Here is a 22,427-nt window from a genome sequence, read left to right as displayed (position 1 = left end):
TTTCCTCACCGCTCGATCAGCGCAATGCGCTTGTTGTACCAGTTCATCAGCAGGGAAATGCTGATGCTGATCGCCAGGTACACGCTCATGGTGATGGCAATGACTTCAATCGCCTGGCCGGTCTGGTTGAGCACCGTGCCGGCAAACAGCGAAACCATTTCCGGGTAACCGATACCGGCGGCCAGTGACGAGTTTTTCGCCAGGTTCAGGTATTGGCTGGTCAGCGGCGGAATGATCACCCGCAGCGCCTGCGGGATGATCACCTTGCGCAGCGTCGGCCCGGGGCGCAGGCCCAGGGAGCGCGCGGCTTCGGTCTGGCCGTGGCTGACGGACTTGATGCCCGAACGCACGATCTCGGCAATGAACGCCGCCGTATAGACCGTCAGCGCCAACGTCAGCGCCAGCAGTTCGGGGATCAATACCCAGCCGCCAACGAAGTTGAAGCCTTGCAGTTTGGGCATTTCCCAGTGCAGCGGCGCGCCGAAGATCAAGGCGCACAACGCCGGGATCACGATGAACAGTGCAAGACCGGCCCAGAACTTGTGGAACGGTACGCCCGTGGCCTCGAAGCGCTTGTTGGCCCAGCGCGTCATCAGCACGATGGCGACGATGGCGAGTACCACACTGATCACGAACGGCCAGAACCCATCGGCGACCAGCGCTGCCGGCATGTTCAGGCCACGGCTGCTGACGAAGAAGGTATCGCCGAAGTTGTGACTGGCGCGCGGCCCCGGCATGGTCAGGAACACCGCGAAGTACCAGAACAGAATCTGCAGCAATGGCGGGATGTTGCGGAACACTTCCACATACACCGTCGCCAGCTTGTTGATCATCCAGTTGGGCGACAGGCGCGCCACGCCGATGATGAAGCCGAGCAGGGTCGCCAGGACCACACCGATCACGGTCACCAGCAAGGTGTTGAGCAAGCCGATCACAAACACCCGGGCATAGCTGTCCGATTCGGTGTAGTCGATCAGGTGCTGCGCGATGCCGAAGCCGGCACTGCGCTCAAGAAAGTCGAACCCCGAGGTGATGCCCCGGTGCTGAAGGTTGGTTTGCGTATTGTTGAAGAGGTACCAGCCCAGCGAGACCACCGCCACAATCGTGATGATCTGGAAGAGCCACGCACGCACTTTGGGATCGCTGAAGCTGAGCTTCTGCTTGGGTGCGCCGATTTGATTTTGCATGAAGTGCCCCGAAAAGAATGGAACAGAACATCACCCGGCGGTTGGCCCACCGGGTGACAGAACCATCAGCGATCAGCGCACAGGGGGTGCGTACTGGATGCCGCCGTTGTTCCACAGTGCGTTCAGGCCGCGGTCGATTTCCAGCGGGGTGCTCTTGCCCAGGTTGCGCTCGAACACTTCGCCGTAGTTACCGACTTGCTTGACGATCTGCACGACCCAGTCTTTCTTCACTTTCAGGTCTTTGCCGTATTCGCCGTCGGCACCGAGCAGACGTGCAACGTCCGGGTTCTTGGTGGACTTGGCTTCGGCTTCAACGTTTTTCGAGGTGATGCCGGCTTCTTCAGCGTTGAGCATGGCGTAGCCAACCCAGCGCACGATGGCCAGCCACTCGTCGTCGCCGTTACGCACGACCGGGCCCAGCGGTTCCTTGGAAATGGTTTCCGGCAGCACCACGTAGTCCTTCGGCGAAGCCAACTTGCTGCGCTGGGCGAACAGTTGGGACTTGTCGGAGGTCAGCACGTCGCAACGCCCGGATTCCAGCGACTTGGCGCTTTCATCGGAGGTGTCGAAGGTGATCGGGGTGTATTTGAGGTTGTTGCCGCGGAAGTAGTCGGAAACGTTCAGCTCGGTGGTGGTACCGGCCTGGATACAGATGGTTGCACCGTCCAGTTCCTTGGCACTTTTAACGCCCAGCTTGTTGTTTACCAGAAAGCCGATGCCATCGTAGTAGGTGATGAAGCCCGGGAATTTCAGGCCCATGCCCGCATCGCGAGAGCTGGTCATGGTGGTGTTGCGCGACAGAATGTCGACTTCGCCCGATTGCAGCGCGGTGAAACGCTCCTTGGCATTCAACTGGCTGAACTTGACCTTGGTCGCGTCGCCAAAGACGGCAGCGGCTACGGCGCGGCACACGTCAGCGTCGATCCCGAGGATCTTGCCGCTGGCATCCGGTACCGAGAAACCCGGCAGGCCGTCACTCACGCCACATTGCACAAAGCCTTTCTTCTGCACGGCGTCCAGGGTGGCACCAGCTTGGGCAAAACCACTGACACCCAATACAGCGGCCGCAGTGACGATGGCCAGGGTGGATTTCAATACCTTCATTCAAACCTCCAGTTTTGCTCTTGTTGTGTCGGAGCTCGAACCCCACCGCACCCTTTTGAGGCGACTTTGACCCGTGTTGGCTTTTTTTGGGGTCAAACGGTTTGAGGCTGTCGCTATAAGTCCAGTTGCTATCCCACAAGCGGCGTCACTGATAGTGTTACCGACGTGAAAGAGACCTGACATCGCTCTGTGCATAGCAAGCGCCGTACCAGAGTGACGACTGAGTCGATTCAGCACAGGGTCAAGAGCAAAAGATTCAACCTTGCGACACTTTGTTAACAGATCAACCCGCTACGCACCGTTCCGACGCACCCAATCGGAGCGCCCGCACATTTATGGAGCAGACATGACCGACCCCTTGATTCTTCAGCCCGCCAAGCCCGCAGACGCCTGCGTTATCTGGCTGCATGGCCTGGGCGCTGATCGCTACGACTTCATGCCGGTGGCCGAAGCGCTGCAGGAAACCCTGCTGTCGACCCGCTTCGTGCTGCCCCAGGCGCCGACCCGCGCGGTGACCATCAATGGCGGTTACGCGATGCCCAGCTGGTACGACATCAAGGCCATGAGCCCGGCACGCTCGATCAGCCTGGAAGAGCTGGACGCGTCCACGCAGAGGGTCACGGACCTCATCGAAGCGCAGAAGAGAACCGGAATAGACGCCTCGCGGATTTTTCTCGCAGGCTTTTCCCAGGGCGGCGCAGTGGTATTTCATACCGCGTATCTGAACTGGCAGGGGCCGTTGGGTGGCGTGATCGCCCTCTCCACCTATGCGCCTACCTTCGACGACGAGCTGCACTTGTCCGCCAGCCAACAGCGTATTCCGGCGCTGTGCCTGCATGGCCAGTACGACGAGGTGGTACAGAACGCCATGGGCCGCAGCGCCTTCGAGCATTTGAAGAGCCGTGGTGTCACCGTGACATGGCAGGAATACCCAATGGGCCACGAAGTGTTACCTCAGGAGATTCACGACATCGGTGCCTGGTTGCTCGCGCGACTGAGCTGAACCCGGCCTTTATGTAGCCGTATGACAGACGCACTACGCCGCGCCCGATTCTTGCATTACACTGGCCGGCGTACATTCCTTAACCCATTAATGAGATCACCGTGCTCAAAGCACTCAAGAAGATGTTCGGCAAAAGCGAGGCTGAGCCGCTCGCGCCAGTTGCCAGTGCGCCTGTTCCTGCCGCCCCTCGGCGCACGGACGCTCATCAGCCAGGACGCAGCGCGCCGATTGCCCAACCGCCTGAACCTGCCGCAGCGGTGGAACCCGTCGCCGCTCCCAGGCCACCTCGCGAACGTGCGCCCAAGCCCAAACCGGTAGTCATCCCCTGGAAACTCGAAGACTTCGTCGTCGAGCCTCAGGAAGGCAAGACCCGCTTCCACGATTTCAAGCTCGCCCCGGAACTGATGCACGCCATCCAGGACCTGGGCTTCCCGTACTGCACGCCGATCCAGGCGCAGGTGCTGGGCTTCACCCTCGCCGGCAAGGACGCCATCGGCCGCGCCCAGACCGGCACCGGCAAGACCGCCGCGTTTCTCATCTCGATCATCACCCAGCTGCTGCAGACGCCACCGCCCAAAGAGCGCTATATGGGTGAACCGCGCGCACTGATCATCGCCCCCACCCGCGAGCTGGTGGTGCAGATCGCCAAGGACGCCGCCGACCTGACCAAGTACACCGGCCTCAACGTCATGACGTTCGTGGGCGGCATGGACTTCGACAAGCAACTCAAGCACCTCGAAGCCCGCCACTGCGACATCCTCGTGGCCACGCCAGGCCGCCTGCTCGACTTCAACCAGCGCGGCGACGTGCACCTGGACATGGTCGAAGTGATGGTGCTGGACGAAGCCGACCGCATGCTCGACATGGGCTTCATCCCGCAAGTGCGTCAGATCATTCGCCAGACCCCGCCAAAAGACGAACGTCAGACCCTGCTGTTCTCCGCGACCTTCACCGAAGACGTGATGAACCTCGCCAAGCAGTGGACCACTGACCCGTCCATCGTCGAGATCGAAGCGCTGAACGTCGCCAGCGAAAACGTCGAACAGCACATCTACGCCGTGGCCGGTGCCGACAAGTACAAGCTGCTCTACAACCTGATCAACGACAACGGTTGGGAGCGCGTGATGGTGTTCGCCAACCGCAAGGACGAAGTGCGCCGCATCGAGGAGCGCCTGGTGCGCGATGGCGTCAACGCCGCGCAACTGTCGGGCGATGTGCCGCAACACAAGCGCATCAAGACCCTCGAAGGCTTCCGCGAAGGCAAGATTCGCGTGCTGGTGGCCACCGACGTGGCCGGACGCGGGATTCACATTGACGGCATCAGCCACGTGATCAACTTCACCCTGCCGGAAGTGCCGGACGACTACGTGCACCGCATCGGCCGGACCGGTCGTGCGGGTGCCGCTGGCGTGTCGATCAGCTTTGCCGGGGAAGATGACTCGTATCAGTTGCCGTCGATCGAGACGCTGCTGGGGCGCAAGATCAGCTGTGAAACGCCGTCGACGCATCTATTGCGGGCTGTGGATCGCAAACGCCCATAAGGGCTAAAACGCGGTCAACAATGTGGGAGGGGGCCTGCTCCCGATAGCAGGTTGTCAGTCAATGATGTTGTGACTGATCCACCGCTATCGGGAGCAAGCCCCCTCCCACATTTTGATCTCTGCTGGTGTTGAGATATGTGTCCGGCTGGCTATTTCCAGCGATCCGCTGCCGCGTGATCACTGCTGCGCCCTTCCACCCAACGCGCCCCGTCCGGCGTGTTTTCCTTCTTCCAGAACGGCGCCCGGGTCTTCAGGTAATCCATCACAAACGCACAGGCATCAAACGCAGCCTGGCGATGCGCACTGGCGGCCGCGACGAACACAATCGGCTCGCCCGGCTGCAGCGCGCCAATGCGGTGCAGCACTTCCAGCTTGAGCAACGGCCAGCGCTGCTCGGCCTCCACGCCGATTTTCGCCAGGGCCTTTTCGGTCATGCCGGGATAGTGCTCGAGAAACATCCCCGACACATCGCGCCCGTCATTGAAGTCGCGCACATAGCCGACAAAACTGACCACCGCGCCCACACCGGCATTGGCCGCGTGCATCGCATTGACCTCGGCGCCCGGGTCAAAGGCGCCGGCCTGCACACGAATCGCCATGTTCAGCCTCCGGTCACGGGCGGGAAAAACGCGATTTCATCACCGGCCTGCACCGGTTCATTGAGGTCGCACAATTCCTCGTTGCGCGCACACATCAAGCTGCTCTCGTTGAGCACTGCGAATTCAGGGTCGCTCGCCAACGCCAGGCGCACTGCATCGACGGTGGCGAAATCGCCCTCCATCTCCAGCGAATCAAAGCCCACCGCTTCGGCGTAGCGCGCAAAAAACAGCACATTGATGCTCATTGCTCATCCGCCTTGAAATGCCCGCTCTTGCCGCCGTGCTTTTCCAGCAGACGCACGCTTTCGATGGTCATGCCACGGTCCACGGCCTTGCACATGTCGTAGATCGTCAGCGCGGCAACACTGGCGGCGGTCAGGGCCTCCATCTCCACGCCAGTCTGGCCGGAGAGTTTGCAGCGCGCCACGATGCACACGGTATCCACGCCTTCGGCGCTGAGTTCGACCTTGACGCCGGTGAGCATCAGCGGGTGGCACAGAGGGATCAGATCACTGGTTTTTTTTGCCGCCTGGATCCCGGCGATGCGGGCCACGGCGAACACGTCGCCCTTGGGGTGGGCGCCGTCGACAATCATTTGCAGGGTGGCCGGCAACATGCGCACCCGCGCTTGGGCCACCGCCTCACGGAACGTCACGGACTTGTCGGTGACGTCGACCATATGGGCACGACCTTGGGAATCGAGATGAGTCAGCACGGGGCCTCCTTGAGGCAGCAAAAAAAGCTACAAGCTGCAAGCGGCAAGTGAAAAGCTCACTGGACCCGCTTGCGGCTTGTAGCTTAAAGCTTGCTACTCAGAGATGCGACTCTGCGTATTCAGCCAGAATCGAGCGGGGTACCCCTTGCAGCGCAATGTGCACGCCGTTCGGGAAGTCCTTGAAGCGTTCCGTCAGGTAAGTCAGCCCGGAGCTGGTCGCGGACAGGTAAGGGGTGTCGATCTGCGCCAGGTTGCCCAGGCACACCACTTTGGAACCGGCGCCGGCACGGGTGATGATGGTTTTCATCTGGTGCGGCGTGAGGTTCTGGCATTCATCGATCAGGATCAGGCTCTGCTGGAAGCTGCGACCTCGAATGTAGTTGAGGGATTTGAACTGCAACGGCACTTTGCTGAGGATGTAGTCGACGCTGCCATGGGTGTTTTCATCATCCATGTGCAAGGCTTCGAGGTTGTCGGTGATCGCCCCCAGCCACGGCTCCATTTTCTCCGCCTCGGTGCCGGGCAAAAAGCCGATCTCCTGGTCCAGGCCCTGCACACTGCGGGTCGCGATAATGCGGCGATAGCGCTTGGTGACCATGGTCTGCTCGATGGCGGCCGCCAGGGCGAGGATGGTTTTCCCCGAGCCTGCGGCTCCGGTCAGGTTGACCAGGTGAATGTCCGGGTCGAGCAACGCATACAGCGCCAGGCTCTGGTAGATGTCACGCGGTTTCAGGCCCCAGGCTTCCTGGTGCAACAGGGGCTCCTGATGCAGGTCGAGGATCAGCAGCTTGTCGACCTGGATCTCTTTGATCCAGCCTACAAAACCCTGTTCGTCGATGATGAACTCGTTGATGTGCACGGATGGCAGATTGTCGATCAACTGCACCTGGTGCCAGGTACGGCCATGGTCCTGACGGGTCTCGACCTTGGCCACCAGGTCCCAGAACGAGCCCGGCACCGTGTGATACCCGCGCGAGAGCATCGACACGTCGTCGACCAGTTGGTCGGTGCTGTAATCCTCGGCCGCGATCCCGCAGGCGCGGGCCTTGAGGCGCATGTTGATGTCTTTGGTCACCAGCACCAGGCGCAGGTCCTTGTCGCGCGCGTGCAGGTCGATCAATTGGTTGATGATCTTGTTGTCGTTGAGGTTTTCCGGCAGCAGGCTGTTGGGCTCGCCGCGCTTGCTCATCAGGATCGACAGCAGGCCCTTGGGTCCGCTTTTGCCACGCTGGATCGGCACGCCTACTTCAACGTCTTCGGGCGAAGCCTCGCCCAGCGTCTTGTCGATCAAGCGAATGGCCTGGCGGCATTCGGCGGCCACGCTGTGGTGCCCGCTTTTGAGTTTGTCGAGTTCCTCAAGCACGATCATGGGGATGGCGACGTGGTGTTCTTCGAAGTTGAGCAGTGCGTTCGGATCGTGGATCAATACGTTGGTATCAAGCACATAAAGGATTGGCTGGTCGGAAGAAGGGTTACGTCCATGATCATCCATACTCGGTCACCTTTGTGGGAGCCATTCGACGCAATACCTGAGCGGTGCTGCGCCTCGATTCGACCACCGCGCACACCTGAGTGACGTCAAGTGCATTGCCCACAGGAGGAGTCTTGGAAGACGCCACCTGTGTTGCAGGGTTCGGCGGTCTGACTTCGTAATACCGCAAAACCCATGACAGAAAAAAGCACTTTGACGCTTTTTTGAAGTTTATTTTTCAGGATGACGAATAGCACTAGCCGAGTGCCATCTACCCCGCTAAAGTCGGAAGTCCGCCTGCCTTGAAATACTTCGAAAATTCACCGCAAAAACGCCTCATACCCAACAGGGCCGGGCACTTGCGCTTTTCAGCGAAACGCCTCCCGACAGTCCTGCCATCCCAGCCCGCTCTGCGCCGTTTCATGCAACAACATCGGCACTGCCAACCGCGCCCGGTCCTGGGTGTCGTGGAATACGATCACGCCTTTGCGCCATAACAGCATGAGAGTGAGCACCCGCTGCGCCGACTCATCGGCCTTGAGTTTGCCCGGCTCGTCCTGGGAGTCGATATCCCACAACGCCACCTGCAAGCCCTGGGACTGGAAAAAGCCCTGGCTGTCGGCACGGCGCTGCCCATACGGCGGCCGGAACTGCGGCACATAGTTTTCCGGCATCAGGTTCTGCGCCAGCGTGGCGCTGCGGGTGATGGAGCTTTGCCAGTCGACCCAGTGGCTGTGGGAACGGTACTGCCAACCCTGAGTCCCCACGCACTGCCCCTGATACAACGCCTGCACGTCACTGGCCGAACTGCGCTCCACACGGGTTTGCAGGCTGCTGCCGAGCACGAAGAAGGTCGCGTTCATTTTCTGTTTGCGCAGGTAATCGGTGAGCCAGTCGGTATTGCCGCCGACCGCTGCCGGGCCGCCGTCGAAGGTGAGCAGGAACAGGCGGTCATTGAATTCGTCGCCGTTGCGTTCATGGTCGCCGAAGCGCGCAACTTCGCTGCTGATCTGCGGGAACAGGGCCGCCTTGCGCAGTAATTCGTCCAGGTAACGCTCATGGAAGGCATGGCTCGGTGCGGCCCAGCCTATATAAAAGGAGTCTTCGCTGAGCTGCAGCTTGCCGGCCTGCTCGCGCAGGTCGTCCATGCTCTCCACCAGGTAGCAGAACGAGGCATCTTCCTCGCAGCTCTGCTGGGCGAAGGTGTAGTTGGCCAGCAGGCGTTTCCACAGTTGGTGGCGCAGATCGTCGATGGCGGCCAGGTTGATGATCTTCAAGCCCAGGCGCTGTTTGAGCGCGGGCTCATCGAGGGACTCGCTGGCCAACAGGCTGCGGGAGAACATCAGGATTTCGGCGCGTGAAGCTACGTCGAACAGCGCCGGGCTGCCGAGCTTTTCGGGCCAGGTGCCGCGGTCCAGGCTGGCGACGTCAGCGGGGGCGGCTTGGGCGTTCAGGCATAGCAGATATGCAGACAATAAGAGTGCTAATCGCACAGGGGGACTCCCTTCCGGAATTGTTGGGCACTATAGCTGATCGACTCGTGGGATTGGGGTGGGTGCCCACCACTCGGTGCCTCGCTTAGGCTCGGCATGCCCAAACGCAGGCCAGCGTGGTTGACGGGGCACTTGAGATCAAGATCAAAAGCCAGAGCCAAGCAGATCAAAAGCAGTGTGATATCCATCAGACAAATGGAGATCCAAATGTGGGAGGGGGCTTGCTCCCGATGAGGGTGGGTCAGTCAGCTTATTGGTAGCTGACCCACTGCTATCGGGAGCAAGCCCCCTCCCACATTTTGCACAGCGCTCGGCAAACCATTCCGGTCGGCTATTGGGCGCGCCGCAAGGGCGGAACCCCTATCAGCCATTACCGCAGCAACGGATATACCCCCAATCCCCGCAACCCCCTACAATCCCCCAACGACTAAAGGAGCCAACCCATGCTGACGGTCATTTCCCCCGCCAAAACCCTAGACTTCGAATCCCCCCCGGCTACCCAGCGCTTCACCCAACCGCAATACCTCGACCACTCCCAGGAACTGATCGAACAACTGCGCCAACTGACCCCGGCGCAAATCAGCGAGTTGATGCACGTTTCCGACAAGATCGGCGGCCTCAACGCCGCGCGCTTCGGCAGCTGGACGCCCTCCTTCACCCCCGAAAACGCCAAGCAGGCGCTGCTCGCGTTCAAGGGCGACGTCTACACCGGCCTCAACGCCGACACCCTCAGCGACGACGATTTCAGCTACGCCCAGGACCACCTGCGCATGCTCTCGGGCCTCTACGGCCTGCTGCGCCCGCTAGACCTGATGATGCCGTACCGCCTGGAAATGGGCACCAAACTCGCCAACGCCCGTGGCAAGGACCTGTACGCCTTCTGGGGCACGCGCATCAGCGAATGGCTCAATGAAGCGCTGGCCGCACAAGGCGATGACGTGCTGCTCAACCTGGCTTCCAACGAATACTTCTCGGCGGTCAAGCGCCCGGCCCTGAAGGCGCGGATCATCAACACCGAGTTCAAGGACCTGAAGAACGGCCAGTACAAGATCATCAGCTTCTACGCGAAAAAAGCCCGGGGCATGATGAGCCGCTTTGTCATCGAAGAACGCATCAACGATCCGGCCAGGCTCAAGGAGTTTGACGTGCAGGGCTATCGCTTCAATGCAGAGCAGTCCAAACCGGACAAGCTGGTGTTCCTGCGCGATCACGCACCGCAATAGAGCCTGATCGACACTGACATCCACAGGTGGGAGCACGCAGCCTCCCACTTTTCTACCCGCCTCTCACGCCACGAAATGGCGTTTTATTGGCGTCAAAAAAAATTCACATGAAATCCTGAAAAATCTTTCACTCGACATTCGGCGTTTTTTTTCGTAGTGGCACCACTTTTCCAAAACACTAGTGGCACAAAACTATCTTTGCGCATCATGTCCCCATGACTACTGGCTTAAATAGCAAGTGCTATCAATATAATACCAGTGCCATCTTTTCTAATATTTCAAGAAATTTCCAGAAACAGGATGAGCGGCCAGGAACTTCACCTCAAAGCACTGCTCATACCACCGGTAACGAAATTCTATGTTTCTGTAGGAGATGACTTACATGGCAGACCAACGGAAGTAGCGAAGTTGTCACATCAACTTTCGCTCAGGGGTCACAACACCAACCCACTAGTTAAGAGCGGCGATAAGGATGCATTGCCACACACTATAAGGCCAAGGCCGAGCTTCCCCTGATGGGTCAGTGAGACTACCCAAGCTATTGATAATTAAAGGCTTATAGCCACTATCAAGGCTTTGCGGCACTGGCGCCACGTCCTTCTCCCAGGAAGGCTGGCTGCATTTGAGGGCAGGCCCCAATAATAAGGCCACGTTGCGCACAACTTGAGTGCAATCGTTAGTCACTCGTTATTCAACATGCCTGTATGCGGCAAGTCGGCGTCTATTCGCCTAACTTTCGCGGCATTAATGACGCTTGCAAACATGAACTCCGGCCATCTAATGGCACTGATTTAAATACAGAGGTAATTGCGATGCGCATCAGCATATTTGGTTTGGGTTACGTTGGCGCAGTCTGTGCCGGTTGCCTGTCTGCCCGTGGCCACGATGTGGTTGGCGTAGACATTTCCAAGGACAAGATCGACCTGATCAACGCTGGCAAATCGCCTATCGTTGAACCCGGTCTGGGCGAGCTGTTGAGCCAGGGTATCGAAACCGGCCGACTGCGTGGCACTACCGACTTCGCCGAAGCGATTCGTGACACCGACCTGTCGATGATCTGCGTCGGTACGCCAAGCAAGAAGAACGGCGACCTGGAACTGGACTACATCGAAGCCGTGTGCCGCGAAATCGGTTTTGTGCTGCGTGACAAGGCCACCCGTCATACCGTGGTAGTGCGCAGCACCGTGCTGCCAGGCACCGTGGCCAACGTGGTCATCCCGATTCTCGAAGACTGCTCGGGCAAAAAGGCCGGCGTCGACTTCGGCGTCGCGGTCAACCCGGAATTCCTGCGTGAATCCACTGCCATCGCCGACTACGACCTGCCGCCGATGACCGTTATCGGCGAGTTCGACAAAGCCTCCGGCGACGTCCTGCAGTCGCTGTACGAAGAACTCGACGCACCGATCATCCGCAAGGACATCGCCGTTGCCGAGATGATCAAGTACACCTGCAACGTGTGGCACGCCACCAAAGTGACCTTCGCCAACGAGATCGGCAACATTGCCAAGGCCGTCGGCGTCGACGGTCGCGAAGTGATGGAAGTGGTCTGCCAGGACAAAACCCTCAACCTGTCCCAGTACTACATGCGCCCTGGCTTCGCGTTCGGCGGCTCGTGCCTGCCAAAGGACGTGCGCGCCCTGACCTACCGCGCAGGTTCGCTGGATGTGGAAGCGCCGCTGCTCAACTCGCTGATGCGCAGCAACGAGTCCCAGGTGCAGAACGCCTTCGACATCGTCTCCAGCCACGACAAGCGCAAAATCGCCCTGCTGGGCCTGAGCTTCAAGGCCGGCACCGATGACCTGCGCGAAAGCCCGCTGGTGGAACTGGCCGAAATGCTGATCGGCAAGGGCTATGACCTGAGCATCTACGACAGCAACGTCGAGTACGCCCGTGTCCACGGCGCGAACAAGGACTACATCGAGGGCAAGATCCCCCACGTGTCGTCCCTGCTCAACGCCGACTTCGACGATGTGATCAACAACTCCGACGTGATCATCCTCGGCAACCGTGACGAGAAATTCCGCGCCCTGGCGCATAACGCACCGCACGGCAAGCAAGTGGTCGACCTGGTGGGCTTCATGTCCAAGGCCACCAGCGTCAGCGGCCGCACCGAAGGCATTTGCTGGTAACAGCAACGGCGAGTTTCAAGCTGCAGGCGCACTCGGCGCCTGCGGCTTGAAGCCTTCTTCACCTTCGGATGACGCTTATGTCCAAGTTAAAACATGTACTCCTGCAATCGGCTGGCTGGCTGTTCTTTCTCAGCCTGCTGATGGGACTCGCCCTGCTGCTGCCGGCGAGCACGTTCGACTCCGAGTCGAAGAATTTTATTTTCCTGATTGGCGCCGTGGGTATCTGGCGCTATTCGATGGGTGCGACGCATTTCTTTCGCGGCATGCTGTTCCTGTATGTGGTGTACCCGCACCTGCGCCGCAAAGTGCGCAAGCTGGGCAAGGCTGCCGACCCGTCCCATGTGTTCCTCATGGTCACCAGTTTTCGTATCGATGCGCTGACCACCGCGCAGGTCTACAGCTCGGTGATCCGCGAAGCCATCGAATGCGGCTTCCCCACCACCGTGGTCTGCTCGCTGGTGGAAATGTCCGATGAGCTGCTGGTGAAAAGCCTGTGGGAGAAGATGAACCCACCCGAGCACGTGAAGCTCGACTTCGTGCGCATCGCCGGTACCGGCAAGCGCGACGGCCTGGCCTTCGGTTTTCGCGCCATCTCCCGCCACCTGCCGGATGACCGCGCCGTGGTGGCCGTGATCGATGGCGACACCGTGCTGGCCGAAGGCGTGGTGCGCAAGACCGTGCCGTGGTTCCAGCTGTTCGGCAACGTCGGTGGCCTGACCACCAACGAGTTCTGCGAAGTGCGCGGCGGCTACATCATGAGCGAGTGGCACAAGCTGCGCTTCGCCCAGCGCCACATCAACATGTGCTCCATGGCCCTGTCCAAGCGCGTGCTGACCATGACCGGACGCATGTCAGTGTTCCGTGCCAGCGTGGTCACCGACCCGGGCTTTATCGCCGACGTGGAAAGCGACTCGCTGCAACACTGGCGCCTGGGCCGCTTCAAGTTCCTCACCGGTGATGACAAGTCCAGCTGGTTCAGCCTGATGCGCCTGGGCTACGACACCTTCTACGTGCCGGACGCCGCGATCAACACCGTGGAACACCCGCCGGAAAAGAGCTTTATCAAGGCCAGCCGCAAGCTGATGTTCCGTTGGTATGGCAACAACCTGCGCCAGAACTCCCGTGCCCTGGGCCTGGGTGTGCGTCGGTTGGGCGTGTTCACCAGCATCGTGCTGTTCGACCAGCGCGTGTCGATGTGGACCTCCCTGCTCGGCCTGACCGTGGCGATCATTGCCACTTTCAAGTACGGCGGCGCCTTCATCCTCGCGTACCTGCTGTGGATCGGCATCACCCGCCTGATCCTGACCCTGCTGCTGTCGTGCTCCGGTCACACCATCGGCCCGGCTTACCCGGTCATTCTCTATTACAACCAGATCATGGGCGCGCTGGTGAAGATCTACGTGTTCTTCCGCCTTGATCAACAGTCCTGGACCCGCCAGGACACCAAACTGACCCGCGATTTGGCCAGCTTTCAACGTTGGTTCAACACCTGGTCGTCTCGGACCATGACCTTCTCCGCCGGCAGCATTTTCGTCGCCGTGCTCTTGATGATGGTCTGACCCTGCCAAGCCTGAATTAACCTAGGAATTACACCGATGAATAGCCAAGTAAACGCCAACGTTGTCCACGAGTCCGAAGCCCAGCGCCAACATGCCCGGGTCAAAATCCCGGCCAAGCTGCGCTTTTTCAACACCGACCGCACCCAGACCGAAGCACGGGTGATCGACCTGTCCGCCGGCGGCCTGGCGTTCACCGCCACCCAGCCGTTGACCGTGGGTGAAGTGCACAAGGGCCGCCTGCAATTTGTGATCGATAACCTCGGCCTGGCGATGGACGTGGAGCTGCAGATCCGCTCCTACGACCGCCAGACCGGCCGCACCGGTTGCCAGTTCCAGAACCTCGACGCCCAGGATATTTCCACCCTGCGCCACTTGATCACCTCGCACCTGTCCGGCGACATCGTGACCATGGGCGACGTGCTCGCCACCCTGCAGCGTGACAACTTCACCAAGGCGCGCAAGGTCAAGGACGGCGGCAGCGGCATGACCGCGTTCGGTCGCCTGCGCGCCGTGGTGTTCAGCGCCGGTATCTTCATCGTCGGCCTGGCCGCGTTCGGGTTTGTCTTCAAATCGGTGTACGGCATGTACTTTGTCAGCCACGCCCAGGCCGGCCTGGTCAGCGTGCCCGGCATGAACGTGACCATGCCGCGCGACGGCACCGTGCAGAGCCTGCTCAAAGGTGACGCGATTGCCGCTAAAGGCGCACCGCTGGCCACCTTCAGCACCAGCATGCTCGACGTCCTCAAGGGCCATCTGGACGAAGACCAGCTGCAACCGGCCAAGGTTGAAGAGCTGTTCGGCAAGCAAATGACCGGCACCCTGACCTCGCCGTGCGATTGCGTGGTTGCCCAGCAAATGGTCGCCGACGGCCAATACGCCAGCAAAGGCGATGTGATCTTCCAACTGGTGCCACGCGGCGCCCAGGCCAATGTCGAAGCGCGCTTCACCTATCGCCAGTTCGGCGACGTGCGCCCAGGCACGCCGGTGAGTTTCCAGGTGGCCGATGAAGAACAGGTGCGTACCGGCACCATCGTCAGCAGCACCAGCCTGAACAGCGCCGACCTGTCCTCCGACATCCGCGTGCAGATCAAGCCCGATGCACCGCTGGACAGCGCCTACGCCGGCCGCCCGGTGGAAGTCACCAGCGACCGTGGCCCGTCGCTGAACTGGCTGATCGACAAAGCCATGGCTCACGGTCTGTAAGCGAGGACATGCCTGTGAAGCCTATTTCAAGCACAACACAATCGCTGTGGGAGCGGGCTTGCTCGCGATGGGATCAGCGCGGTTTGCCTGATTCACCGAGTCGCCTGCATCGGGGGCAAGCCCCCTCCCACATGGGTTCGGTGGCGTTGCTGGCGGTTGCGGTGAGCCTGGCCGGTTGCGCCGGCCTGCCCGACCAGCGCCTGGCCAACGAAGCCCTCAAGCGCGGCGACACCGTGACCGCCCAGCAGAACTACCAGCAGCTGGCGGAGCTGGGTTACAGCGAGGCCCAAGTGGGCCTGGCCGATATCCAGGTCGGTACCCGTGACCCCGAGCAAATCAAACAGGCCGAAGCCACCTACCGCGCCGCCGCCGACACCTCGCCGCGCGCCCAGGCCCGCCTCGGCCGCCTGCTGGTGGCCAAGCCGGGCAGCACCGAAGCCGAGCACCATGAAGCCGAAGGCCTGCTGAAAAAAGCCTTTGCCAATGGCGAAGGCAACACGCTGATCCCGCTGGCGATGCTGTACCTGCAATACCCGCACAGTTTCCCGAACGTGAACGCGCAGCAACAGATCACCAAGTGGCAAGCCGCCGGTTACCCGGAAGCCGGCCTGGCCCAGGTGCTGCTGTATCGCACCCAGGACACCTACGACCAGCATCTGGCTGACGTCGAGCGCATCTGCAAGGCCGCGCTCAACACCACCGACATCTGCTATGTCGAGCTGGCCACCGTGTACCAGAAACAGGCCGCGCCGGAAAAACAGGCCGAACTGCTCAAGCAACTGGAAGCCGGCTACAGCCGTGGCACCGTCACTGCGCAGCGCGTCGACAGCGTTGCCCGCGTGCTTGGCGATGCCACCCTCGGCACCCCGGATGAAAAAACCGCCCAGGCCTTGCTGGAAAAAATCGCCCCCGGCTACCCGGCCTCCTGGGTCAGCCTGGCGCAACTGCTCTACGACTTCCCGGAACTGGGCGACGTCGACCAGATGATGCAGTACCTGGACAACGGCCGCGCCGCCGACCAGCCGCGCGCCGAACTGCTGCTGGGCAAGCTCTACTACGAAGGCAAATGGGTGCCGGCAGACGCCAAGGCCGCCGAAGCGCATTTCGAAAAAGCCGTGGGCAGGGAAGTCGCTGCCGACTACTACCTCGGCCAGATCTACCGCCGTGGCTACCTGGGCAAGGTCTATCCGCAGAAGGCCCTGGACCACCTGCTGACCGCTGCGCGCAACGGCCAGAACAGCGCCGACTTCGCCATCGCCCAACTGTTTTCCCAAGGCAAAGGCACCAAGCCCGACCCATTGAACGCCTATGTCTTCAGCCAGCTGGCCAAGGCCCAGGACACCCCGGAAGCCAATGAGTTGGCCAGCCAGCTCGAAGCACCGCTGACGCCTGAGCAACGCACCGAAGGCCAACGCCTGGTGCAACAGGAATTGGCCGCCCGCGGCACCCTGGCCCAGAGCACGCTGCAATTGCACGCCCTGGATGAAGAAGACGACGGCGAGGAATCCCTATGAAGCTCAACCCATTCGTCAAGGCCGGTATCGGCCTGACCTTCGCCCTGCTGTGGTCGTGCCCGACCCTGGCCGCGCTCACCGAAGCGAAGAACTTCGGCCTGGAAGTCAAAGTCACCGGCCAGTCCGAGGACGACCGCGACCTGGGCACCCAGAAAGGCGGCGACGTCAACGGTATCGGTATCGACCTGCGCCCGTGGATCTACGGTGAAAGCGGCAACTGGAGCGCTTACGCCATGGGCCAGGCCGTGGCCTCCAGCGACATCATCGAAACCGACACCCTGCAACAGTCGGCCAATGACGAGAACCAGCAAACCAGCAACAGCGACCGCAAGACCAAAAAGAATTACCTGGCAATGCGCGAATTCTGGGTGGCGTACGGCGGCTTCACGCCCTACCCCGGCGAGCTTCTCAAGTTCGGTCGCCAGCGCCTGCGCAATGACGACGGCCAATGGCGCGACACCAACATCGAAGCGCTGAACTGGACCTTCGACACCACCCTGCTCAAGGCCAATGTGGGCGCCGCCGAACGCTTCAGCGAATACCGCACCGACCTCAAGGAACTGTCCCCGGTCGACAAGGACCGCCAGCACCTTTACGCCGACGCCGCCTACCAGTGGACGCCGGGCCAGTGGATCGGCCTGCGCGGGCACCACACCCATGACAACGGCAAGCTCGACTTCCCGGAACCGGGCGTGGCCACCGACTCGCTGGACAAGCGCGAAAACGGCGACCTGACCTGGCTCGGCATCGAAGCCAACAGCGACGCCTATAACTGGCGCAACACCAACACCGTCAACTACTGGGCCAGCGTCACCGGCATGAAAGGCGACCGCGACACGGTCAACGCGCTGAACGCCGACGGCAGCCGCCCTGCCACCGCCAAGCGCAGCGACAACATCAGCGGCTGGGCCACCGACCTGGGCGTGCGTCTGCGCCTGGACCCGCAGTGGCAAGTGGGCGCGGCGTACTCCCGTGCCAGCGCCGAGTACGAGCAGAACGGCCTGCAAAGCAACCGTTCGAACTGGACCGGCACCCAGTCCCGCGTGCACCGCTTCGGCGAAGCGTTTCGCGGCGAAATGAACAACATGCAGTCCATGAGCCTGTTCGGTTCCTGGCAGCTGCGTGAGGACTACGACGCCAGCCTGGTGTACCACAAGTTCTGGCGCGTGGACGGCAACAAGCCGGTGGGCAGCAACGGCATCGACGCGGTGCAGAACAACACCGATGACGTGACCGGCGCGATCCTCTCCAGCACCTCGCTGCCTCTGGAAGACGGCAAGAAAGACCTGGGCCAGGAGATGGACCTGGTCGTCACCAAATACTTCAAGAAAGGCCTGCTGCCGGCCGCGCTCAGCCAGTCGATTGACGAGCCGTCGGCGCTGGTGCGCTTTCGCGCCGGCGTGTTCAAGCCGGGCGACGCCTATGGCAGCCAGGTCGACTCGTACATGCATCGCGCCTTTGTCGACGTGATCTGGAAGTTCTGATGGGAGCCTGTGCAATGAATGCTCAAAGCCTACTCGTCGCGGCAATGCTGATGGCCAGCGCCACGGCCTTTGCCGACACGGCGGCCAAGGCGCCGACCATCGCCAAGGAACTGCAACAGGCCAAGACCTACACCATTTCCAGCCCGCCCACCGCGCCGCTGGAAATGGCCAAGCCGGCGCTGCCCGACCTCTCGGGCTACACCGCGGCGGCGATGGAAAAGAAGATCGTGCGCAGCAAGCCGGGCAAGGTCAGCATCCGTCGCATGATGCAGGAAGACGCGCTCAAGGACTTTATCGGCGGTGATAACAAGATGGCCGAATGGGTGGTGCGCCAGCACGGCATTCCCCAGGCGATCTTTGTCGACGACGGCTACATGAACCTCAAGGACCTGTTGGCCAAAGTGCCCAAACAGTACTTGAGCGAAACGTCGCCGGGGGTGTTCCTGGCCAAGCTGCCAATCGTGGTGGGCCGCAAGGGCATCCTCGAAATCGACGGGAAAACCCAGGAGCTGCGCCTGTCCCAGCAAGCCGGTTCGTTCCTGATCAACGACGGCCAGCTGTTTGTGCGCGACACCAAAATTACCGGTTGGGATGAAAAAACCAACGGCCCGGCGCTGTTCAAGTCGCCCAACGAATTCCGCCCGTTCCTGCTGGCCTGGGGCGGTACCCAGACCTATATCGCCAACAGCAAGATGGCCAGCTTCGGCTACGCCAACAGCAAGTCGTACGGGGTGAGTATTTCCCAGTACACGCCAAACATGGCCAAGGTGCTCAAGCGCCCTGAGCCGACTGGCTGGATCATCGATTCAGAGTTCTCGGACATGTGGTACGGCTTCTACTGCTACGAGACCACGGGCTTTGTGATCAAGGGCAATACCTACAAGGACAACATCGTCTACGGCATTGACCCCCACGACCGGTCCCACGGCCTGATCATCGCGGACAACACCGTGTACGGCACGAAGAAGAAGCACGGCATCATCATTTCCCGCGAAGTGAACGACAGCTTCATCTTCAACAACCGCAGCTACGACAACAAGCTCTCGGGCCTGGTGATCGACCGTAACAGCGTCAACAACCTGATCGCCGATAACGAGATCTACCGCAACCACACCGACGGCATCACCCTCTATGAGAGCGGCGACAACCTGCTGTGGGGCAACAAGGTGATCAGCAACCGTCGTCACGGCATCCGCGTGCGTAACAGCGTGAACATCAAGCTGTACGAAAACACTTCGATGGCCAACGGGCTGACCGGCGTGTACGGCCACATCAAGGACCTGACCGACACCGACCGCGACATCGCCCTCGACCCGTTCGACGCCAAGGTCTCGCTGATCGTGGTCGGCGGTGAACTGGCCGGTAACGGCAGCGGGCCGCTGTCGATCGACTCGCCGTTGAGCATCGAGCTGTACCGCGTGTCGATGCTGGCACCGACCAAAACCAGTGGCATCAGCTTCTCCGGGATTCTCGGTGAACGCCAGGAAGAAATTCTCGACCTGCTGGTGCGCCAGCAGAAAGCCGTGCTGATCGACCCTGTCGAACGCCAGACCGAAATGCTGGACTGAGGATGACCCTTATGCACCCACACATGATCAAACTGCTGAGCCTTTCGGGTCTGACCCTCGGCCTGCTGGCGGCCAGCCAGGGCGTGCGCGCCGACGAAGTGAAGGCGCCGACCTTCACCGCCGAACCGTGCTGCAGCCTGTGCCCGGCCGCCCATGACGCGAAGAACTACACCACGCGCTACCAGCAGAACTTCACCACCCTGGTGCAAGCCCAGGGCGACTGGCTGTTCCGTACCCAGGAAGACCTGCGCACCGAATTCGACACCAGCCCCGCCGGCTACAAGCGTCTGCAACAGCTGCACGATGCGTTCAAGGCCAAGGGCGTGGAACTGGTGCTGGTGTACCAGCCGACCCGTGGCCTGGTGAACCGCAACAAGCTCAACCCGGCGGAAAAAGCCTCTTTCGATTTCGACAAGGCACTGGGCAACTACAAAACCATGCTCGGCCGCTTCGCCAAAATGGGCTACGTGGTGCCGGACCTGTCGCCCTTGACCAACGAGCAACTGCCGGATGAATTGCCGGCCCACGATTTCTACTTCCGCGGCGACCAGCACTGGACCCCGTACGGCGCCCAGCGCACCGCGAAGATCGTCGGCGCCAAGGTGCGCTCACTGCCGGAATTTGCCGATATTCCTCGCCAGGAATTCGAAACCAAGCGTTCCGGGCGCATGGGCAAGACCGGCACCCTGCACAACATGGCCGGCCAGCTGTGCGGCACCAGCTACGCGATCCAGTACATGGACCAGTTCACCACCGAGCCCAAGGGCGAAGCGGGCGACGGCGACCTGTTCAGCGATTCGGGCAACCCGCAGATCACCCTGGTGGGCACCAGCCACAGCGGCAAGAACTACAACTTCGCCGGCTTCCTCCAACAGGAAATCGGCGCCGACATCCTCAATGTCGCCTTCCCCGGCGGTGGCCTGGAAGGCTCGATGATCCAGTACCTGGGCAGCGAAGAATTCCAGAAAACCCCGCCGAAAATCCTTATCTGGGAATTCTCGCCGCTGTATCGCCTGGACCAGGAAACCATCTACCGCCAGATGATGGCGCTGCTCGACAACGGCTGCGAAGGCAAGCCTGCGCAGATGAGTGCCAGCACCACGCTCAAACCCGGCAAGAACGAACTGATGGTCAACAGTTCGAACAAAGACCTGCGTAACGTGAACCACCAGGTCGATATCCGCTTCGCCGATCCGTCGGTGAAAACCTTGCAAGCCACCCTCTGGTACATGAACGGGCGCCACGAGGACATCAAGATCGAGAAACCCGAAACATCCGATACAGACGGGCGTTTCGCCTTTGAACTGCGCACCGATGAAGACTGGGCCTCGCAGAACCTGCTGGCCGTGGAAGTGCAGGGCCCCGAAGCGGGCGCTGCCGCGCAGAAAGTCGAAGCGAAAATTTGCACACGCAACGTATTTCCAGGCGGTGGTCAACAGACCGCCCAACTCGGAAAGTGAGGTTACCTATGCAAAAGTTATTGATTCCATCGTTGCTCGGCCTGGCAATCTTTGCCGGCGCCGCCAACGCCGCCGCGCCGCTGCGTCCGCCCCAGGGCTATTTCGCCCCGATCGAAGCGTTCAAGACCGGCGACTTCAAGGAAAACTGCGACACCATGCCCACGCCCTACACCGGGCCATTGCAGTTTCGCAGCAAATACGAAGGCTCCGACAAGGCACGTTCCACGCTGAACCTGCAGTCTGAAAAAGCCTTTCGCGACAGCACCGCCGACATCACCAAGCTGGAAAAAGACACCAGCAAGCGGGTGATGCAGTTCATGCGCGACGGCCGTCCGCAGCAGCTTGAATGCACACTGAACTGGTTGGTGTCGTGGGCCAAGGCCGACGCCTTGATGTCCAAGGACTTCAACCACACCGGCAAGTCCATGCGCAAATGGGCACTGGGCAGCATGGCCTCGGCCTATGTGCGCCTGAAGTTCTCCGACTCGCACCCGCTGGCCAATCACCAGCAGGAATCGCAGTTGATCGAAGCCTGGTTCAACAAACTCGCCGACCAGGTGGTGAGCGACTGGGACAACCTGCCGCTGGAAAAAAACAACAATCATTCCTACTGGGCCGCCTGGTCGGTGATGGCCACGTCCGTCGCCACCAACCGTCGCGACCTGTTTGACTGGGCCGTGAAGGAATACAAGGTCGGCGTGAACCAGGTCGACGACCAGGGCTTTTTGCCGAATGAATTGAAGCGCCAGCAACGCGCCCTGTCGTACCACAACTACGCCCTGCCGCCGCTGTCGATGATCGCCAGTTTCGCGCTGGTGAATGGAGTGGACCTGCGCCAGGAAAACAACAGCGCGCTCAAGCGCCTGGGCGACAAAGTGCTGGCCGGGGTCAAGGACCCAGAGATCTTCGAGCAGAAGAACGGCAAAGAGCAGGACATGAAGGACCTGAAACAGGACATGAAATTCGCCTGGCTCGAACCCTTCTGCACCCTCTACACCTGCGCCCCGGACGTGATCGAGCGCAAGCACGGCATGCAACCGTTCAAGACCTTCCGCCTGGGCGGTGACCTGACCAAGGTCTACGACCCGGCGCATGAAAAAGGCAACAAAGGTTCCTGAGCAAACTCGGTTAGAAATGTGGGAGGGGGCAAGCCCCCTCCCACAGTTTGAGCCGG

Annotated in this window: 18 protein-coding genes; 11 read left to right on the top strand and 7 right to left on the bottom strand. The window is 60.7% G+C overall.

The window, feature by feature from the left end:
• Window positions 1-5: 5 nt before the first annotated feature.
• Window positions 6-1,187: an amino acid ABC transporter permease gene (locus RHM60_RS21435; protein ID WP_322212706.1), complete on the bottom strand. Its 1,182-nt coding sequence runs from the start codon at window positions 1,185-1,187 to the stop codon at window positions 6-8.
• Between the two features lie 72 nt (window positions 1,188-1,259).
• Window positions 1,260-2,291 (bottom strand): amino acid ABC transporter substrate-binding protein, encoded by a 1,032-nt coding sequence (locus tag RHM60_RS21430; RefSeq protein WP_053254520.1) that lies wholly within the window; start codon window positions 2,289-2,291, stop codon window positions 1,260-1,262.
• 346 nt (window positions 2,292-2,637) lie between these two features.
• Between RHM60_RS21430 and RHM60_RS21425 the strand changes: the two genes are divergently transcribed.
• On the top strand, window positions 2,638-3,294 hold the full coding sequence (locus RHM60_RS21425; RefSeq protein WP_231423010.1) for an alpha/beta hydrolase: 657 nt from the start codon (window positions 2,638-2,640) through the stop codon (window positions 3,292-3,294).
• Window positions 3,295-3,389: 95 nt separating this feature from the next.
• Entirely contained in the window at window positions 3,390-4,835 is a 1,446-nt protein-coding gene (rhlB, locus tag RHM60_RS21420; RefSeq protein WP_209990694.1) for an ATP-dependent RNA helicase RhlB, read from the top strand.
• Between the two features lie 149 nt (window positions 4,836-4,984).
• Here rhlB and moaE read toward each other — a convergent pair whose 3' ends face one another.
• From moaE to RHM60_RS21395, 5 genes are all read right to left on the bottom strand, one after another.
• Complete coding sequence (gene moaE, locus RHM60_RS21415) at window positions 4,985-5,434, bottom strand: molybdopterin synthase catalytic subunit MoaE (RefSeq protein WP_322212700.1); 450 nt, start codon at window positions 5,432-5,434, stop codon at window positions 4,985-4,987.
• Between the two features lie 2 nt (window positions 5,435-5,436).
• Window positions 5,437-5,679: a molybdopterin converting factor subunit 1 gene (moaD, locus tag RHM60_RS21410; protein ID WP_209988908.1), complete on the bottom strand. Its 243-nt coding sequence runs from the start codon at window positions 5,677-5,679 to the stop codon at window positions 5,437-5,439.
• Complete coding sequence (gene moaC / locus RHM60_RS21405; protein WP_209988905.1) at window positions 5,676-6,149, bottom strand: cyclic pyranopterin monophosphate synthase MoaC; 474 nt, start codon at window positions 6,147-6,149, stop codon at window positions 5,676-5,678. The genes moaD and moaC overlap by 4 nt, the downstream gene beginning before the upstream one ends.
• A 97-nt stretch (window positions 6,150-6,246) precedes the next feature.
• Window positions 6,247-7,641, bottom strand: a complete 1,395-nt coding sequence (locus tag RHM60_RS21400; RefSeq protein WP_209988883.1) for a PhoH family protein — start codon at window positions 7,639-7,641, stop codon at window positions 6,247-6,249.
• 347 nt (window positions 7,642-7,988) lie between these two features.
• On the bottom strand, window positions 7,989-9,113 hold the full coding sequence (locus RHM60_RS21395; protein WP_322212696.1) for a polysaccharide deacetylase family protein: 1,125 nt from the start codon (window positions 9,111-9,113) through the stop codon (window positions 7,989-7,991).
• A gap of 443 nt (window positions 9,114-9,556) precedes the next feature.
• Between RHM60_RS21395 and yaaA the strand changes: the two genes are divergently transcribed.
• The 9 genes from yaaA (at window position 9,557) to RHM60_RS21350 (ending at window position 22,371) form a co-directional block, all read left to right on the top strand.
• The gene (yaaA, locus tag RHM60_RS21390; RefSeq protein ID WP_209988876.1) at window positions 9,557-10,336 is read left to right on the top strand and encodes a peroxide stress protein YaaA; all 780 of its coding nucleotides are present in this window, start codon (window positions 9,557-9,559) and stop codon (window positions 10,334-10,336) included.
• Window positions 10,337-11,148: 812 nt separating this feature from the next.
• On the top strand, window positions 11,149-12,465 hold the full coding sequence (locus RHM60_RS21385) for a nucleotide sugar dehydrogenase (RefSeq protein ID WP_209988873.1): 1,317 nt from the start codon (window positions 11,149-11,151) through the stop codon (window positions 12,463-12,465).
• Window positions 12,466-12,542: 77 nt separating this feature from the next.
• A complete protein-coding gene (alg8, locus tag RHM60_RS21380; protein WP_209988870.1) occupies window positions 12,543-14,024 on the top strand; it encodes a mannuronan synthase in 1,482 nt (493 codons plus the stop codon).
• A 36-nt stretch (window positions 14,025-14,060) separates the two neighbouring features.
• Window positions 14,061-15,227 carry an alginate biosynthesis protein Alg44 gene (locus tag RHM60_RS21375; protein WP_209988867.1) on the top strand — a complete coding sequence of 389 codons (1,167 nt, stop codon included), beginning with the start codon at window positions 14,061-14,063 and terminating at the stop codon, window positions 15,225-15,227.
• A gap of 131 nt (window positions 15,228-15,358) precedes the next feature.
• Window positions 15,359-16,741, top strand: a complete 1,383-nt coding sequence (algK, locus tag RHM60_RS21370; protein ID WP_322214650.1) for an alginate biosynthesis TPR repeat lipoprotein AlgK — start codon at window positions 15,359-15,361, stop codon at window positions 16,739-16,741.
• Window positions 16,738-18,225: an alginate export family protein gene (locus tag RHM60_RS21365; protein WP_322212695.1), complete on the top strand. Its 1,488-nt coding sequence runs from the start codon at window positions 16,738-16,740 to the stop codon at window positions 18,223-18,225. The genes algK and RHM60_RS21365 overlap by 4 nt, the downstream gene beginning before the upstream one ends.
• Window positions 18,225-19,793, top strand: coding sequence for a mannuronan 5-epimerase AlgG (algG, locus tag RHM60_RS21360; protein WP_322212694.1), 1,569 nt, complete (start codon window positions 18,225-18,227; stop codon window positions 19,791-19,793). The genes RHM60_RS21365 and algG overlap by 1 nt, the downstream gene beginning before the upstream one ends.
• Before the next feature lie 11 nt (window positions 19,794-19,804).
• On the top strand, window positions 19,805-21,253 hold the full coding sequence (locus RHM60_RS21355; RefSeq protein WP_231423005.1) for an alginate O-acetyltransferase: 1,449 nt from the start codon (window positions 19,805-19,807) through the stop codon (window positions 21,251-21,253).
• A gap of 8 nt (window positions 21,254-21,261) precedes the next feature.
• Window positions 21,262-22,371, top strand: coding sequence for a mannuronate-specific alginate lyase (locus RHM60_RS21350; protein ID WP_322212692.1), 1,110 nt, complete (start codon window positions 21,262-21,264; stop codon window positions 22,369-22,371).
• The last annotated feature ends 56 nt before the right edge of the window (window positions 22,372-22,427 follow it).

Source organism: Pseudomonas sp. MH9.3, assembly GCF_034354675.1.
Classification (GTDB): domain Bacteria; phylum Pseudomonadota; class Gammaproteobacteria; order Pseudomonadales; family Pseudomonadaceae; genus Aquipseudomonas.
Note: the sequence above shows the minus strand (reverse complement) of the source record. Positions and strands in the feature narration are given on the sequence as shown.